Annotated in this window: 13 protein-coding genes; 3 read left to right on the forward strand and 10 right to left on the reverse strand. The window is 69.9% G+C overall.

The annotated features are described in order from the left end of the window. Window positions 1-9 precede the first annotated feature (9 nt). Genes LQ564_RS09655 through wrbA form a run of 6 tightly spaced genes read right to left on the reverse strand, consistent with a single transcriptional unit; the run spans window position 10 to window position 6,485 of the window. Window positions 10-1,080, reverse strand: coding sequence for a lipocalin-like domain-containing protein (locus LQ564_RS09655; protein ID WP_231057887.1), 1,071 nt, complete (start codon window positions 1,078-1,080; stop codon window positions 10-12). Next, complete coding sequence (locus tag LQ564_RS09660; protein ID WP_231057888.1) at window positions 1,080-3,629, reverse strand: FtsX-like permease family protein; 2,550 nt, start codon at window positions 3,627-3,629, stop codon at window positions 1,080-1,082. The genes LQ564_RS09655 and LQ564_RS09660 overlap by 1 nt, the downstream gene beginning before the upstream one ends. Continuing rightward, window positions 3,617-4,054, reverse strand: a complete 438-nt coding sequence (locus LQ564_RS09665) for a DUF4124 domain-containing protein (RefSeq protein ID WP_231057889.1) — start codon at window positions 4,052-4,054, stop codon at window positions 3,617-3,619. Before LQ564_RS09665 ends, LQ564_RS09660 begins: the two co-directional genes overlap by 13 nt. Before the next feature lie 13 nt (window positions 4,055-4,067). Continuing rightward, the gene (locus LQ564_RS09670; RefSeq protein ID WP_231057890.1) at window positions 4,068-5,486 is read right to left on the reverse strand and encodes an FAD-binding oxidoreductase; all 1,419 of its coding nucleotides are present in this window, start codon (window positions 5,484-5,486) and stop codon (window positions 4,068-4,070) included. After that, window positions 5,479-5,877: a DUF2069 domain-containing protein gene (locus LQ564_RS09675; RefSeq protein WP_231057891.1), complete on the reverse strand. Its 399-nt coding sequence runs from the start codon at window positions 5,875-5,877 to the stop codon at window positions 5,479-5,481. The genes LQ564_RS09670 and LQ564_RS09675 overlap by 8 nt, the downstream gene beginning before the upstream one ends. Then, window positions 5,877-6,485 (reverse strand): NAD(P)H:quinone oxidoreductase, encoded by a 609-nt coding sequence (gene wrbA / locus LQ564_RS09680; protein WP_231057892.1) that lies wholly within the window; start codon window positions 6,483-6,485, stop codon window positions 5,877-5,879. The genes LQ564_RS09675 and wrbA overlap by 1 nt, the downstream gene beginning before the upstream one ends. A 215-nt stretch (window positions 6,486-6,700) precedes the next feature. On the opposite strand from wrbA, the gene LQ564_RS09685 reads away from it, so the two are divergent. Next, complete coding sequence (locus tag LQ564_RS09685; RefSeq protein ID WP_231058140.1) at window positions 6,701-8,029, forward strand: YihY family inner membrane protein; 1,329 nt, start codon at window positions 6,701-6,703, stop codon at window positions 8,027-8,029. Then, a complete protein-coding gene (locus tag LQ564_RS09690) occupies window positions 8,022-10,520 on the forward strand; it encodes a hybrid sensor histidine kinase/response regulator (protein ID WP_231057893.1) in 2,499 nt (832 codons plus the stop codon). Before LQ564_RS09685 ends, LQ564_RS09690 begins: the two co-directional genes overlap by 8 nt. A 3-nt stretch (window positions 10,521-10,523) precedes the next feature. Here LQ564_RS09690 and LQ564_RS09695 read toward each other — a convergent pair whose 3' ends face one another. Genes LQ564_RS09695 through LQ564_RS09705 form a run of 3 tightly spaced genes read right to left on the reverse strand, consistent with a single transcriptional unit; the run spans window position 10,524 to window position 12,979 of the window. Further along, window positions 10,524-10,829, reverse strand: a complete 306-nt coding sequence (locus LQ564_RS09695) for an Mpo1-like protein (RefSeq protein WP_231057894.1) — start codon at window positions 10,827-10,829, stop codon at window positions 10,524-10,526. Window positions 10,830-10,854: 25 nt separating this feature from the next. Continuing rightward, complete coding sequence (locus LQ564_RS09700) at window positions 10,855-11,667, reverse strand: alpha/beta fold hydrolase (protein ID WP_231057895.1); 813 nt, start codon at window positions 11,665-11,667, stop codon at window positions 10,855-10,857. A gap of 1 nt (window position 11,668) precedes the next feature. Continuing rightward, window positions 11,669-12,979, reverse strand: a complete 1,311-nt coding sequence (locus LQ564_RS09705) for an O-acetylhomoserine aminocarboxypropyltransferase (RefSeq protein WP_231057896.1) — start codon at window positions 12,977-12,979, stop codon at window positions 11,669-11,671. A 183-nt stretch (window positions 12,980-13,162) separates the two neighbouring features. Between LQ564_RS09705 and LQ564_RS09710 the strand changes: the two genes are divergently transcribed. Then, window positions 13,163-13,615: a CBS domain-containing protein gene (locus tag LQ564_RS09710; protein ID WP_231057897.1), complete on the forward strand. Its 453-nt coding sequence runs from the start codon at window positions 13,163-13,165 to the stop codon at window positions 13,613-13,615. Window positions 13,616-13,654: 39 nt separating this feature from the next. Here the strand turns inward: LQ564_RS09710 and LQ564_RS09715 are convergent, their stop codons facing one another. After that, window positions 13,655-15,970, reverse strand: a complete 2,316-nt coding sequence (locus LQ564_RS09715; protein WP_231057898.1) for a GGDEF/EAL domain-containing response regulator — start codon at window positions 15,968-15,970, stop codon at window positions 13,655-13,657. Window positions 15,971-16,117 lie beyond the last annotated feature (147 nt).

Below are 16,117 nucleotides of genomic sequence, written 5' to 3' on the forward strand. Positions count from 1 at the left end.
TCAGCTGTACTACAGTTTCATCGGGCGCACGTAGCCCGTCATTTCGAGGTAGCCGCGGCCCACGCGGCGCCCGCCCTGCGACACCGTCACCGCGCCTTCCCAGTACACCGCGCCGGTCGAGCGGCGCGAATCGAGTTCCTGGTCCTGCTGCAGGGGGCTGATCTGCCAGCGCAGGGGACCGGTCGCGATCTCGCCCGCGACCGGATAGACGGCCCCGGTGCGCGGAGAGGTCCAGTGCGCGCTGGGCGTGAAGTCGACCAGGTCGGGCGCGTAGCGGGTCACCTTGCCGGCCTTGTCGCGGTGGGTGGCGTGCGCCCATAGTTTACCACCTCCGGCCTTGCGAATCTGGAAAGCCATCAGGGCGCCGCCGTCGTCGAGGTTCAGGCCCACCCAGTCCCAGCCGCTGGCCTCGGGCTGCAACGCTTGGCTCGACCATTCGTGGTCCAGCCAGGCGCTGCCCGTCACCGCGACCGGCGCGCTGCCGGACCGGCCCACGCTGCCGCTGACCTTCAGCTGCGGCTCGCTGTAGTAGTGGCTCGCATGCTGCGGGCTGGCGCCCTTGCGCGAGTAACCGCCTTCGCCCTGCACCAGCACCGGCTGGGTCGGCGCCAGGCGCAGCTCCAGGGTCAGTTCGCTGGAGCGGATCGTGACCCGGTAGTTGCCCGAGCTTTCGCGCACCATGCGCCAGTCGTCGAGTTTCAGGTCGGTGTTCCCGGTGCGCGCCCAGGCCAGGCCGAAGCCTTCGCGCGCGCTCTTCTGGTCGTGCACCAGGCGCCCGACCTCGGGGTCGGACAGGGCGGCGTGGCCGATCACCAGCTGGCGCGGCGCAAAGGCGCTAGGGTTGCGCGGATCGTGCTCGGTGCGGCTGCGGAAGAACGTCACCTGGAAGCCGAGCGGCTTCTTGTCCGGGGTCTCGACCCAGCCGGTGACGTACCACCATTCGGTGCGAAATTCCGGGTGGGCGCCGAAGTCGCGCGGGAAGGTCAAGGCGGTGCCGGGACGCACCGGCGCGAATTCCGGCGGGTCGGCGAAACAGGCCCCGCACAACAGCGACAACAGAACGAACAACACACCACGCATTACCAATCCTCCCTGACCGCGCGTACCGGACCGCCCGACAGCGCATAGCGTCCCGCCGCCAGCGCGGTCGCCACCGAGGCGCCGACCAGCACCGCGGCCACGCTCCCCAGCAAGGTCCACGGCAGATGCAGCTGCATCGTCCAGTGGAAGGACTGGGGATTCACAACATAAACCAGGATCAGGCTGATGACCAGTCCCAGCGCGAAACCGCAGGCCACGCCGAGCAGGGTCAGCAAGCCGCCCTCGAAAGCGAGGATCCGCAGGACCTGGCCGCGGGTGACGCCGACGTGGCGCAGCATGCCGAATTCGCGCGCGCGCGCCAGCGTCTGGGCCGAAAAGCTCGCCGCCACGCCCGACAGGCCGATGGCGATCGCGATCGCCTCCAGCAGATAGGTCACCGCGAAGCTGCGGTCGAAGATCTTCAGGCTCATGCCGCGGATGTCGCCGGCCGACATGATCTGCAGGGCGCCGCCGAACGGCAGCGCGCGTACGCCGGCTTCGACGTCCTCGACCCGCGCGCCGCGCGCCGCGTACAGGGCGGCGTCGGTCACTTCGGCTTCACCGGTCAGGGCGCGGTAGTCGGACAGGCGGATCACGACGGAGCCGGCCTGGTTGGCGTAGTCGCGCCACACGCCGGCGACGAAGAAGCCGGCCTGGCCGCCGCCCAGCGGCAGGAAGATCGGCTGGCCGACGCGTGCGCCGTACAGGTCGACCAGGGCCTCGGAGACCCAGGCCGGGCGCGCGCCCGGTGGCGGCGTGGCGCCGGCGCCGACCAGGAACAGCAGGCGGCCCGGGTCGCGCGCATCGATGTCGCGCGCGATCACGATCACGTTCGGCCGGTCCGGCGACAGCGACACCGGCCGGGTGCGCAGGAACTGGGCCTGCGCGACGCCGGGCGCGGCCTTCAGGGCGGCTTGCTGCGGCGGCGTCAGGAAGCCGGTATTGCCGCCTGCCGCGGTGCGCACGTACAGGTCGGCCGGCAGGATGTGTCCCATCCAGTCGTCCACCGAGATGCGGAAGCTCGCCACCATGATCCCCATCGCCACCATCAGGCTGAAGCTGGCCAGCACGCCGCCCAGCGCGATCGCCGCCTGGCCCGGCGCATTCGCGAGCCGCGCCAGCGCCAAAGGCAGGATCGGCGGAACACGCCGGCCGCGCGCCGCCAGCGCTTCCAGCCAGCGGAAGGTGGCGGCGGCCAGGCGCGGCATCAGGCCGATGCCGCCGACCAGGAGCAGGGCGATCGCGCCATAGCCGAACAACGGCAGCTCGAACACCGGCGGGGCAAAGGCGAAGGCGGCGGCCAGCGCCAGGCAGACCAGCGAGGGCCAGATGCGCGCGAGGGTCGACAAGGCCGCCTCGTCGGCGCCGGACTTGATCGCCACCGCCGGCCGCGCGCGCGCCGCCTCCAGGGCCGGGAACAGGCAGCCGAGCAGCGCCACGCCCAGGCCCAGCGCGAAGAAGACCAGCGCGGCGACCGGCGTGAAGCGGACTTGCGGCCGGATGCCGGGGAAGTAGCCGGCGCCGAGGTCGCCGCCGAAGAAATGCAGGGCGCCGGCCGCCAGGCCGTAGCCGGCGGCGATGCTGAGCAGGGCGCCCAGCACGCCCAGGCTCGCGCCTTCCAGCAGCACTTGGCGCAGCAGCTGGCCGCGCGTCAGGCCCAGCACCCGTAGCAGCGCGAACTGGCTGCGCCGCCGCATCACCGACAGGGCCTGGGTCGAGAACACCAGGAAGGCGCCGGTGAACAGCGCCACCAGGGCCAGCACGGTGAGGTTGACCCGGTAGGCGCGGCTCAGGTTCGCATTGCGTTCTTCCTGGTCGCTGTCGCCCGGTTCACGCACCGTGAAGCGGCCCGGATAATCACGTTCCAGCTCCGCGGCCAGTTGACGCCGGAAGGCCGTGCGGTCGACGCCGTCGCGCAGCTTGAGGTCGATGCGCGACAGGCGCCCCAGCTGGCCGAAGCGCCACTGGGCCGCGCCGATGTCCATCACCGCGATGCGCTGGCCGGACCTGGCGCGCGCCACCGGACCGGCCACGCGCAGGGCGACGTCGCCGGTGCCCGCGCGCAGCCGCAGCGTGTCGCCGCTGCGCTTACCGAGCCAGGTCTGCGCCGCGGGCGACAGGAAGATGGCGTCGTCGGCCAGCACGTCGGCGACGCGATCCGCGCCCGGCACGCCGGTGAGATCGGGCGAAATGAAGCCGGCGCGCAAGGCGTCGATGCCGACGATGCGCAGCGCGCCCTGGGCGGTGGCGACGCCGGCCGAGAGTTCCAGCACCGGCGAGGCCACCACCACGTCGGGCTGGCCGGCCAGGCGCGCATAGACCGCTTCGTCGAACAGCGGCTCGCGCGCGGCCACCTGCAGGTCGGCCTGGCCGGACAGGCTTTTCACGGCGGCCGAGAATTCGTTGAAGGCGGCGGCATTGATCAGGTGGATGGCGAAGCCCATGGCGACGGCGACCGCGATGGCGGCGATCGCCAGCAGCGCGCGCACCGGATGGGCGCGCCATTCGCCCAGCAGCAGCCAGCGTGCGAGGACGCTCAGGCCGGGCATTCCACCGCCAGCGCCTCGGCCTGGCGCCTGGCCTTGCTGCGTTCGCGCTCGCCGGCCTCGCGGCTGGCGCGCCGGCTGTCTTCCTCGGCCCATTTGGTCTGCAGGCGCAGCTTGTCGCAGCGCTTGCGCTCGGCCTGCAGGTCGCGCTGCACCCGCTGGGCGACGCGCGCGGCACGCACGGCGCGCGCATCCTCGTCGGCACGCGCGGCTTCGGCATCGGCAAGATAGGCTTTCGAACGGGCCAGGCGCTCGGCCGCTTCTTCGGGCGCGGGAGGCGCCACCCGCAGGTCGAGCGCGACCGGGTTCTTGCCGCAGGGCTGGTCGGAATAGCTGGTCTTGCCGTTCTCGACGCATTTGTAGATGGTGCCGGCCGTCGCAGCCGGGCTGAGCAGGAAAACGAAGGCCAGTGAAAAGAGTTTCAGCATGGTGGTCTCGGGATCACAGAATTTTGCCAGGGTTCATAATGCCGAGCGGGTCCAGGGCGGCCTTGATGGCACGCATCATGTCCAGCTCGACCGCCGGCTTGACCCGCGCCAGTTCCTCGCGCTTGAGGGCGCCGATGCCGTGCTCGGCCGAGATCGAGCCATGGCTCGCCAGCACGCTGTCGTGGACGATGCGGTTGACGGCGTCCTGCCGCAGCAGGAAGGCCTCGTGCCCTTCGCCCTCGGGCGGCGCGACGTTGTAGTGCAGGTTGCCGTCGCCCAGGTGGCCGAAGCACACCACCTGGCAGCCGGGAAACGCGGCCTCGAGCGCGGCGTCGGTGCGCGCGATGAATGCCGGAATCGCGGACAGCGGCAGCGAGATGTCGTGCTTGATGTTCTTGCCGGCCGCGGCCTGGGCCGGCGATATGGATTCGCGCACCTTCCACAGGCCCACAGACTGTGCGGTCGAGCTCGCCAGCACGGCGTCGCGCGCGAGGCTGGAAGCGAGCGCCGCGCCGATCGACGCTTCCATCAGCGCGGCGGCGTGCGCTGCGGACTCGCTGCTGGACAGCTCGACCAGCGCATACTGCGGATGCGGCGCGGCGAACGGGCGCGGCAGCTGCGGGAAATGGGCCGCCACCAGCCGCAGGCACAGCGCCGACATCAGCTCGAAGCCGGTGAGGGCGGCGCCGCAGCGTTCCTGCAGCAGCACCAGCAGGTCGAGCGCCCGCTGCGGCGAATCGAGCGCCACCATCGCGGTCAGGGCCGCCTTCGGTTGCGGATGCAACTTCAGGACGGCGGCCGTGATCACGCCCAAGGTGCCTTCGGCCCCGATGAAGAGGTCGCGCAGGTCGTAGCCGGTATTGTCCTTGCGCAGGCCGCGCAAACCGTCCCAGACCTGGCCCTGCGCCGTCACGACCTCGAGCCCGAGGCAAAGTTCGCGCGTATTCCCGTAGCGCAGCACGGCGGTGCCGCCGGCATTGGTCGACAGGTTGCCGCCGATGGTGCAGCTGCCCTCGGCGGCCAGCGACAGCGGGAACAGCATGCCGGCGCTGGCCGCGGCTTCCTGGATGTCCTGCAGGATGCAGCCGGCCTCGACCAGCATGGTGCGGTTGAAGGGATCGACGTGGCGGATCCGGTTCAGGCGCCGCAGCGACAGCACGACCGCCGCGCCGCCCGCATCCGGCACGCTGCCGAGCACCAGGCCGGTGCGCCCGCCCTGCGGCACGACCGGCACCCGGGCCACGGCGCAGGCGGCGACCACGGCGGCGACTTCGGCGCTGCTGCCGGGCAGGACCACGGCGCGCGCGCGTCCGGTGAAGCGGCCGCGCCAGTCGGTCAGGAAGGGCGCCATGCCGGCCGCGTCGTGCAGTACCCGCTCAGGCCCGACGATGGCCGCCAGGCCGGCGAGGAAGTCGCCCGGCGCTTCAGTCATGCGGCACTTTGACCTTGTCGAGCAATTCCTTGGCCAGGCGCTTGGCTTCCTTCTTGTAGGGATGCAGGAACAGCAGGGCGCAGGCGAAGTAGACCAGCACCAGCGCGACTTCGCCCAGCGCCATGATGCGCGAGGCTTGCGTGGTGTCGGCCCAGGCGCGCACCGCGCCTTCGGCGAAATACACCAGGATCACCATCGACGACCATTGCAGGGTATACAGGTCGCGCTTGATGACCCCGCGCAGCGGCAGCAGCAGCGGCAGCGCCTTGAGCGCGAGCAGGGACCCGCCCGGGTGCAGCGGGGCGACGAAGACTTCCCAGGCCACCAGCCAGCCGATCAGCCAGATCAGGCTGGCGATGGCGCCGGCATGAAAGACTTTTGCGGTATCCATCAGTGCATTTCCTGCAGTTTGACCGCGGCGGCGGCAAGTCGTTTGCCCAGCGCGATGGCGAGCACCCGTTCGTCCTCGGTGAGGGCGCGCTTGCCGTCGGCGCCGGCCCAGTGCGAGGCGCCGTAGGGGCTGCCGCCGCTGGCCGTGTTCATGAGTTCGGGGTGGGAGTAGGGCAGGCCGAGCACCAGCATGCCGTGGTGTAGCAGCGGTATCATCATCGACAGCAGGGTCGATTCCTGGCCGCCATGCAGGCTGCCGGTCGAGGTGAACACGGCGGCCGGCTTGCCGCTCAGGGTGCCGTTGACCCAGTCGGCGGCGGTGCCGTCCAGGAAGTACTTGACGGCGGAAGCCATGTTGCCGAAGCGGGTCGGCGAACCCAGGGCCAGCCCTGCGCATTCGGCCAGGTCGGACAGCTCCACATAGGGCGCGCCCTCCGTGGGAATATCGGGCGCGGTCGCCTCGGCCACCGTCGAGACCGCGGGTACGGTGCGCAGGCGCGCCTCGGCCCCGGGCACGCTTTCGATGCCCTGGGCGACCAGTTCGGCAAGTTTGCGGGTGGCGCCGTGGCGCGAATAGTAGAGCACGAGAATGGTCAGGGTAGGCTTCATCGTTGGTATTATAGGGCGGTTTGCTCAAATGACATGCCCTGCGAGTGTGCGAAAAATCCTCCATGGCTGCGTTGCATCGTCTCGCCGTACGAACGTACTGTCTTCGACGATGCGCCTTGCCCTGGAGGTTTTCCGCACGCTCTTTAGGGGCGAATCGAAATCCGGATTCAATGCTCTCGAAAACTGTCCATTCCCTATCGCGCGGCACCTCCGACATGCTCTCGCTCGGCGTCGACCGCATGCGCTGGCTCACGCTGTCGGAAGCGCGCGACCTGCTGCGCTTCGCCCGCCGCCGCCTACGCGAGGAAAAGCTGCCGCAGGTGGCCGGCAGCCTGACCTTCACCACCACCCTGGCCCTGGTGCCGCTGCTCACCATCGTGCTGGCGATCCTGACCACCTTCCCGGTGTTCGGCCAGCTGCGCGCGGCGCTCGACACCTGGTTCGTGCAGACCCTGATGCCGAGGGCGATCGCCAACACCATCAGTTCCAACCTGAGCCAGTTCGCCGACAAGGCCAAGGGCCTGTCGCTGCTGGGCGCGGTGCTGCTGCTGGGGACGACCACCGCCATGATGGGCATGATCGAACGCGCCTTCAACCAGATCTGGGGCGTGCGCCGCGCGCGTCCCTGGTCGCAGCGGGTGCTGGTCTACTGGGCCCTGGTCTCGCTGGGCCCGATCCTGTTCGGCCTGTCGCTGAGCGCCACCTCGCAGCTGTTCAGCGCCACCGGCGGCCTGGTCGCCTCGGTGCCGTTCTTCGGCGCGCTGTTCTTCACCCTGGTCTCGATCGGGCTGTCGACCGGCTTCTACACCATGCTCTACATGGCGGTGCCGAACCGGCGCGTGCACTGGCGCGACGCGCTGTGGGGCGGCCTGGCTGCGGCGCTCGCCTTCGAAGTCGCCAAGCGCGGCTTCGCACTGTTCATCCGCCAGTTCCCGACCTACGCCATCATCTACGGCGCCCTGGCCGCGCTGCCGCTGTTCCTGGTGTGGATGTACCTGTCCTGGATGATCACCCTGGTCGGCGCCGTGTTCACCGCGGCGCTGCCGGTGGTGAAGTACGAACGCTGGTGGCACCAGCCGACGCCGGGCAGCGCTTTCGTGGACGCGATGGCGGTGCTGAAGGTGCTGCACGGCAGTTCGCAGGCCACCGGCACCGCGCTGGTGTCGAGTGCGGCGGTGCGCGCGCATACCCGCATCGGCTACGACGAGATGGGCGAGCTGCTGGAAAAGCTGGTGGCGGCCGGCTGGGTCGGGCGGGTGCAGGACGAGGTGCCGGCGCGGGTGCGCTGGGGCCGCGGCGCCCGCGAAAGCTACGAGAACTGGGTGCTGCTGGCCGATCCGTCCACCATCCGCCTGGCCGACGTCTACCGCTTGTTCGTGTTCGACGTGGCCGGCGCCGGCGGCGCGGCACTGGACGAGACCGGACCACCGACCGCGCTGGCGCTCGATACGGCCGCCCTGGCGCGCCAGGTCGAGGGTGCGGTCGAGGCGGGTCTGGAGCAGACCCTGGCGGGACACTTCGCGGCGGGGCCCTCCCATGCGTGAACCCATCGACGCTAGCGGCTGGCCGCAGGCCGCACTGCTGGCGCGGCATGACTGGAGCAGGTCGACGATCGGCGCCCCGGCGCAGTGGCCGCGCCCCTTGCGCGCAGCCGTCGCCATGCTCTTCGATTCGCCGGTGCCGATGTGGCTGGCCTGGGGCGAGGACCTGGCGATGGTCTACAACGACGCCTATGCCGCGATGCTGGGCGGGAAGCACCCGGCCGCCCTCGGCGCGCCGCTGGCCGAGGTGTGGCGCGAAGTCTGGCCGGATGTCGCGCCCCTGATCGAACAGACCCTGGCCGGCACCGGCGTCGTGCGCAACGACCTGCCGCTGGTGGTGCGGCGCAAGGGCTTCGACGAACCGGCCTGGTTCACCTTTTCTTACACGCCGCTGCGCGACGACGACGGCGCCATCCGCGGCCTGTCCTGCACCGTGTGGGAAACCACCGGCAAGATGCTGGCGCAGCAGGAGCTGGCCGCCAGCCTGGAGGCGGCGCAGCGGCGCGAGGCCGACCGCCAGGAGGTCGAGGAGCGCTACCGGCTGGCGCGCCTGGCCACCAACGACGCGATCTGGGACTGGAGACTGGCCGACGGCCACGTGGTCTGGAACCAAGCCGTGACCACCCTGTTCGGCCACGCGCTCGAACACACCACGGCCGACTGGTGGCTCGACCATATCCATCCGGACGACCGCGAGCGCATCGGCGTCGCCATCCACGCCGTGATCGACCATGGCGGGACAAGCTGGACCGGCGAATACCGCTTCCGCCGCGCCGACGGCAGCTATGCCGACATTTTTGATCGCGGCACGGTGCTGCGCGACGCGGACGGCCGGCCGCTGCGCATGATCGGCGCCATGCTCGACCTCAGCGAACGCAATGCGGCGATCGCCGCCCTGCGCGAAAGTGAGCGCCAGTTCCGCACCCTGTTCGAGTCGATCGACGAGGGCTTCTGCGTGATCGAATTCCTCGACGGGCCGCACGGGCCGCTGAGCGACTACGTGCACGTGATGGCCAACCCCGCCTACGAAGCCAATGCCGGCATCCCGAACGTGGTCGGCCGGCGCGTGCGCGAGATGGTGCCGCTGGAGGCCGAGGCCTGGGTCGAGACCTACCGCCAGGTGCTGGTGACCGGCGAGCCGGTGCGCTTCCGGCGCGAGCTGCAGGCCACCGGGCGTCATCTGGAGCTGGCCGCGCTGCGCATCGAGCCGCCCGAGCGGCGCCAGGTGGCGGTGCTGTTCCAGGACGTCAGCCAGCGCCACCGCGCCGAGATCGCCCTGCGCGACATGAACGAGACCCTGGAGCGGCGCGTGATCGAAGGCGTGGCCGAGCGCGTGCGCATCGAGGACGCGCTGCGCCAGGCCCAGAAGATGGAAGCGGTCGGCCAGCTCACTGGCGGCATCGCGCACGACTTCAACAACATGCTGGCGGTGGTCAACAGCGCGCTCGAGCTGCTGGGGCGGCGCTTCGCCGCCGGCGACGACAAGGCCCTGCACTATATCGGCATGGCCAAGGGCGGCGTCAAGCGCGCCGCCCAGCTGACCCAGCGCCTGCTGGCGTTTTCGCGCCAGCAGGCCTTGAAACCCGGCGCGCTGTCGGTGAACCGGCTGGTGGGCAGCATGACCGACCTGCTGGCCCACGCCCTGGGCGGCAACGTGCGCTATGAAGCGCGGCTGAGCGAGGACCTGTGGCTGACCTGGGCCGACGCCAACCAGCTGGAAAACGCCATCCTGAACCTGGCCGTGAATGCGCGCGACGCGATGCCGGACGGCGGCCACCTGCGCATCGAGACCGCCAATGTGCAGGTCGACGCGGCCAAGGCGGCGGCCAATCCCGGCCTGGCGGCGGGCGACTACGTGACGGTGGCGGTGATCGACGACGGCGCCGGCATGCCCCCGGAAGTGGCGGCCAAGGCCTTCGAGCCTTTCTTCACGACCAAGGAAGTGGGGCGCGGCACCGGTTTGGGCCTGAGCCAGGTCTACGGTTTCGCGCGCCAGTCGGGCGGCCTGGTGCGCATCGACAGCGCGCCGGGCGCGGGCACCGCGGTGCGGATCTACCTGCCGCGCCACGCGGCGCAGGCCGAGCTGCCGGCGCCTTCCCCAGCCGGCCCGGCGCCACGGCGCGCCGCCGGCGAGACCATCCTGGTGGTGGAAGACGAGGATGCGGTGCGCACCCTGTCGGTCGAGATGCTGAGCGAACTGGGTTACCGGGTGCTGGCCGCCGACAATGCCTCGAGCGCGCTGCGCCTGCTCGACGGGCATCCGGAGGTGGCGCTGCTGTTCACCGACGTGATCATGCCGCAGACCAACGGCCGCCAGCTGGCCGACGCGGCGCTGGCGCTGCGCCCCGCGCTGAAGACGCTGTTCGCGACCGGCTACTCGCGCAATGCGCTGGTGCAGGGCGAGGTGCTGGATCCCGGCGTCGAAGTGATCGCCAAGCCGTTTACCCTGGCGGAACTGGAACGGCGGGTGCGCGCGGTGCTGGACGGCGCTTGAAGCTCACCAGCTGAGTTTCCCCGTCAGCATCTGCCAGTACATCACCCAGTCGGCCCGGAACGAATACCAGGGTTGCGTGAACGAGGCCGGCCGGTTCTTCTCGTAGAAGAAATGGCCGATCCAGGCGCCGCCGTAGCCGCTGACGACGGCGAACAGCAGCCACCAGGCGTTCAGGCTGTCGATGTACTGGGCGACCGCGGCGATCGCCGACGATGTCCCGATGAAGTGGGCGCGCCGGCAGCGGCGGTCGGCGTGCTGGGTCAGGTAGTAGGGATAGAACTCCGCGAAGCTGGCATGGCGTGCGTTCATGGGGTCTCCTGTGCCTCGAATGGTCTTACTTCAGCGCGGCGGCGGCGAAGCCGGACAGGGCGTCGAGCACCGCGTCGGGCGCTTCGGCCATCAGCTGGTGGCCGGCGTCCACGGTCACGATTCTGCCATGGGTGAGCAGTCCGGTCAGCAGTTTCGTCGAACGCGGCGGCGTCATCACGTCCTTGGCGCCGAACACGAACAATACCGGGCATTGCACGGTCGCCGCGGCGGCCTCGCCATTGGCATAGGCGTTGCAGGCCGCGAAGTCGGTGTGGAACAGCCCATCCGGATTGCGCGCCGACATGCGCTGCATGAGCCGGCGCGCGCCGCCCATCACCGAAAAGCCGGGGCCGGGGCAGGAGGGCTTGTGCGCGATCGAGGAGTGCGACCAGACGTTGACCATGTCGATCGCGGCCGCTTCATCGCTGCGCGCGGTCTCGAGCAGGGCGTCCGACACCTTCATCGGATAGGTGGCGCCGAGCAGGGCCAGGCCGGCCACGATGCCGCCTGCCCGGCTCGCCGCTTCCAGCGCGATCAGCGATCCCATGCTGTGGCCGGCGAGGATGGCGCGCTGCACGCCGGCCTCTTCCAGGAAAGCGACCAGCCAGGCGGCCAGCGCCTCGATGCTAACCAATGCAGGGCCGCCGCTCCTGCCGTGGCCGGGCAGGTCGACCGCCAGCACCGAATAGCCGTGGTGGGCCAGGTAGCGGCTCTGCAGCGCCCACACCGAGTGGTCGTTCTGGGCGCCGTGGATGAACACGACCGTCGGCAGCGCAGGGTCGAAAGGCTTGCCGCCGGTGTAGGCGTAGCAGGCCGCGCCGTTGATGTCGCGCTTCATGTCACGCTCCCTTCCGGGCCAGCTTCAGGCCGCGCTTGAGGTCCTCGATCAGGTCGTCCGGGTCTTCCAGGCCGACCGACAGGCGCATCGTGCCTTCCCTGATGCCGGTCGCTGCCAGTTCTTCCGCCGGCACCCGGAAGTGGGTGGTCGAGGCCGGGTGGATGACGAGCGACTTGGCGTCGCCGACATTGGCCAGGTGCGAGAACAGCTGCAGGCCGTCGGCGAAGCGCCGTCCGGCCGCGCGGTCGCCCTTGAGCTCGAAGGTGAACACCGCGCCGCAGCCCCTGGGCAGCAGGCGCTGGGCCAGCAGGTGGTCTGGGTGGGTGTCCAGCTCGGGCCAGGACACCGAGGCCACCGCCGGATGCGACAGCAGGAAGTCGACCACGCGGCGGGTGTTGGCGACGTGGCGCTCCATGCGCAGGCCGAGGGTCTCGATGCCCTGCAGGATGGCGAAGGCGTTGTGCGGGCTCATGGCCGCGCCGAAGTCGCGCAGGCCTTCGCGGCGCGCGCGCAGGGCGAAGGGGGCGACGGTCGATTCTTCCGCGAACACCATGCCGTGGAAACCCGCGTAGGGTTCGCACAGTTCCGGGAAGCGGCCGTGCCGGGCGTGGGCGGCGTCCCAGTCGAAGGTGCCGCCGTCGACCAGCAGGCCGCCGACCGCGGTGCCGTGGCCGCACAGGAACTTGGTGGCCGAATGGAACAGCAGGTCGGCGCCCAGGTCGAAGGGCCGCTGCAGATACGGCGTGGTGAAGGTGGCGTCCACCATCAGCGGCAGGCCGTGTTCGTGGGCCAGCGCCCCGATCGACGGGACGTCGAGCACGTCGAGGCCCGGGTTGCCGAGGGTTTCGCCGAACAGGACTTTGGTGGTCGGGCGGATGGCGGCGCGCCAGGCGTCGAGGTCGCGCGGGTCGACGAAGGTGGTCTCGATGCCGAAGCGGCGCAGGGTGTAGTGAAGCAGGTTATGGGCGCCGCCGTACAGCGCCTTCGAGGCCACGATGTGGCTGCCGGCGCCGCAGATGGTCGCCAGTCCCAGGTGCATCGCGGCCTGGCCGCTGGCAGTGGCGATGCCCGCCACCCCGCCTTCCAGCGCGGCGATGCGCTCTTCCAGCACGGCGTTGGTCGGGTTCGAGATGCGCGAAACCACATGGCCTGCACGTTCCATGTTGAACAGCGCCGCCGCGTGGTCCGAATCGCGGAAGGCGAAGGACGAGGTGAAATGGATCGGCGTGGCGCGCGCGCCGGTGGCGGGGTCGGGGGCGCTGCCTGCGTGCAGGGCCAGGGTGTCGAAGCCGGGATCTTGTGGACCGCTCATCGTATCGTACTCATCCGTGGTTGGGATGGCCCGCATCCTAGCACCCTTTTCATGTTCCGCAATGGGGCATCTGTCCCGGCTTTGGTGCGAAGCTGGATTTTTTGGCGGGCATCGGCTACAGTCAGTGTTATGCCTTATACAAATATTTCTGGTATCACTAACCAAGCTGACGGGGTGGCCAATATGAAAGTCTCCGAGATCCTGCAGGTGAAAGGTGAAATCCTCTATACCGTCACGCCCGACATGCCCCTGCTCGAGGCGGCCGCGACGATGGCGGAAAAGGACATCGGCTCGCTGGTCGTCATGGAGTACGGCGACCTGGTCGGCATGCTGACCTTCCGCGAAGTGATCAAGGAGCTGCACGCCGGGGGCGGCGCTCTCGGCAACGGCACGGTGCGCAAGGTGATGGACGACAGCCCGATCACCGTCACCCCGGACACCGAAGTCAACGAGGTGCGCCGCATCATGCTCGAGAAGCACGCGCGCTACCTGCCGGTGATGAATGCCCGCACCCTGCTGGGCGTGATCTCGTTCTACGACGTGGCCAAGGCGGTGCTGGAGGCGCAGAGCTTCGAGAACCGCATGCTCAAGGCCTATATCCGCGACTGGCCGGCCGAGCAGGCCGCCGAGGACTGATCGCCGGGTGGACGGCGCGGCCGTCCGCCCACAACGACATCACGCCGCTTCGGTCAGGGCCTGGTTGTCCAGCCACTCCAGCAGCGCCTCCGGCGTCAAGGGCCGCGCGAACAGGAAGCCCTGCGCCAGCGGGCAGCCCAGGGTGCGCAGGATGTGCGCCTGGCGCTCGTCCTCGACCCCTTCCGCGATCACCGACAGGCCCAGGTTGCGGCCCAGCTGGATCACCATCTCGGCGATGCTGCTGCCGCGCGCCGAGCCGGTGATCTCGGTAACGAAGGTGCGGTCGATCTTGAGCCGGTCCACCTGCAGCCGCTGCAGGTGCGAGAGCGAGGAAAAGCCGGTGCCGAAGTCGTCGATCGCGATCGACACGCCGGTGCGCTTGACCTGGGCCAGCTTTTCGACCAGCAGCGCCGGTTCTTCCATCGCCATCGATTCGGTGATCTCGAGTTCCACGTATTCGGCCGGCGCGCCGGTGTCGTCCAGCGCGCGGCGCAGCATGTCGACGAAGTGGGGGTGGCGGAACTGGACCTGCGAGACGTTCACCGACATCGTGAAGTCCTGGTGGCCGCCCGCGCGCAGGCGCACCAGTTCGGCCAGCGCCTGGCGCAGCACCCATTCGCCGATGTCGACGATCAGGCCCGAGTATTCGGCGATCGGGATGAAGCGGTCCGGCCCGATCATGCGGCCATCCTCGGTGCGCCAGCGCAGCAGCGCCTCGGCGCCGAAGGCGCGGCCGCTGGCCAGGTCGACCTGCGGCTGGAAGGCCAGGAACAGTTCGCCGCGCTGGAAGCCGCTGCGCAGCGCGTGCATCATGCGCACCCGCTCGCGAATCTCGACGCCCATGCTGCGCGAAAAATAGAAGAAGCCGGCGCGCTGCTGGGCCTTGGCGCGCTTGAGCGCGATGTCGGCGTCCTTCAGGGCGTCGGCGCCGCTGCCGTCGTGCTCCGACAGGCGTACCAGGCCGAGGGTGGCTGACACTTGCACGTCCTGGCCGTCGATGCGGAAGGGTTCGCGAAACAGCGCCGCGATCGTGGCCGGCTGCACCGCGGCGGCGTCGCCCAGCACGCAGAAGATGTCGCCGCCGATGCGCGCCACTTCGAGTTTCGCCGCCGGGCAGTCCTTCAGGCGCTCTTCCAGCCGGCGCCCGACGGCGACCAGCAGCATGTCGCCGAAATGGTGGCCGAGGGCGTCGTTGGTCTCGGCGAAGTGGTCGAGGTCGACGATCGCGAGGGTGGCCGCATTGCGCCCCGGTCCGGCCAGCGCGGCGTCGATCAGTTCGACCAGGTGGGTGCGGTTGGGCAGGCCGGTCAGCTGGTCGCGGAAGGCGGCCTGATTCAGGTGGGTGACCAGTTCGACGTTCTCGAGGCCGACCGCGGCCACGCTGGCGAACACGTCGAGCAGGCGGCATTCGAGATCGCCGACCGGCCGCGTCAGCGGAATGCAGGCGGCGAAGTCGCGCCCGGCCTTGCCGGGCAGGTGCAGGGTCAGCCAGCCGTCATCTTCGATGCGGCGGCGCTCGTCCAGGGTGCGCCGCACCGCGCCGGCCAGCGCCGCCTGGCGCGGACCCGCCAGCACGCTGCCGGCGAGGCTGGCATGCTCGCCGGCGGCGGCGATCGCGCGGATCGCGTCCGGCCGGCCGTCGCCGCGTTCGCGCACGCACAGCGCGCCGGCTTCGGCCTGGCCGAGCAGGGCGGCCAGCTGGCGCAGGATGCCGCGCGCCGCGTCGGCCACACCGTGCAGCGCCATCAGCTGGGCTCCGGCGCCGAGGATGTGTTCCAGGCCGGCGCGGCTGGCGTCCAGCGCGCGCAACTGTTCGTAGGAGCGCACGGCGGCGGCCACCGCGGTGTACAGCTTGGTGCGGGTGAGTTCGGACTTGGTGCGGTAATCGTTGATGTCGTAGTTGCGGATCGCGTCCAGCTCGGGCGCGTAGCCGGGCTGGCCGGTGCGCAGGATGATGCGGACCTCGATCCGGCCGAGTTCCTCGCGGATGCGCCGCACCAGCTGCAGGCCGGCGTCGGGACGCTCCATCACCACGTCCAGCAGCACCACCGCGATGTCCGGTTCGCGCGCCAGGATGGCGTAGGCTTCCTCGCTCGAATACGCGTGCAGGAATTCCAGCGACCGGCCCTGCATCTCGACGCCCTTGAGCGCGAAGATGGTGGTGGAGTGCACGTCGGCGTCGTCGTCCACTACCAGGATGCGCCAGCTCGCGCCGGGGCAGCCCGGGATGCCGGGCGGGGGTGCTGCGGACTGCGGCGAAGACGATGCGGGATCGGCTTCGTCGGCGAATACCAGGTCGTCGCGGTCATCGACCGCTTCTGTTGTCGGGCCCGGCGGCATCATCGAAGAAGGCATAAGTCTCCAGAGGCGGGGCTTGTTTCAGCTCAGTATATATGCAATTACCCTTACGGAACCTTACAGAATGGCCATCCATGATAAATATGTATCCTTACGGCAACTGTTTAGGGCTGAGGCAGTAACCGCGACGCCGCGGCGACGCCC

It is taken from the genome of Massilia phyllostachyos (assembly GCF_021044825.1).
Lineage (GTDB): Bacteria > Pseudomonadota > Gammaproteobacteria > Burkholderiales > Burkholderiaceae_D > Telluria > Telluria phyllostachyos.

Coding starts and splice junctions, on each gene's coding strand:
- LQ564_RS09655 (WP_231057887.1), bottom strand. CDS start 1,080: ATGCGTGGTGTGTTGTTCGTTCTGTTGTCGCTGTTGTGCGGGGCCTGT.
- LQ564_RS09660 (WP_231057888.1), bottom strand. CDS start 3,629: ATGCCCGGCCTGAGCGTCCTCGCACGCTGGCTGCTGCTGGGCGAATGG.
- LQ564_RS09665 (WP_231057889.1), bottom strand. CDS start 4,054: ATGCTGAAACTCTTTTCACTGGCCTTCGTTTTCCTGCTCAGCCCGGCT.
- LQ564_RS09670 (WP_231057890.1), bottom strand. CDS start 5,486: ATGACTGAAGCGCCGGGCGACTTCCTCGCCGGCCTGGCGGCCATCGTC.
- LQ564_RS09675 (WP_231057891.1), bottom strand. CDS start 5,877: ATGGATACCGCAAAAGTCTTTCATGCCGGCGCCATCGCCAGCCTGATC.
- wrbA (WP_231057892.1), bottom strand. CDS start 6,485: ATGAAGCCTACCCTGACCATTCTCGTGCTCTACTATTCGCGCCACGGC.
- LQ564_RS09685 (WP_231058140.1), top strand. CDS start 6,701: ATGCTCTCGCTCGGCGTCGACCGCATGCGCTGGCTCACGCTGTCGGAA.
- LQ564_RS09690 (WP_231057893.1), top strand. CDS start 8,022: ATGCGTGAACCCATCGACGCTAGCGGCTGGCCGCAGGCCGCACTGCTG.
- LQ564_RS09695 (WP_231057894.1), bottom strand. CDS start 10,829: ATGAACGCACGCCATGCCAGCTTCGCGGAGTTCTATCCCTACTACCTG.
- LQ564_RS09700 (WP_231057895.1), bottom strand. CDS start 11,667: ATGAAGCGCGACATCAACGGCGCGGCCTGCTACGCCTACACCGGCGGC.
- LQ564_RS09705 (WP_231057896.1), bottom strand. CDS start 12,979: ATGAGCGGTCCACAAGATCCCGGCTTCGACACCCTGGCCCTGCACGCA.
- LQ564_RS09710 (WP_231057897.1), top strand. CDS start 13,163: ATGAAAGTCTCCGAGATCCTGCAGGTGAAAGGTGAAATCCTCTATACC.
- LQ564_RS09715 (WP_231057898.1), bottom strand. CDS start 15,970: ATGCCTTCTTCGATGATGCCGCCGGGCCCGACAACAGAAGCGGTCGAT.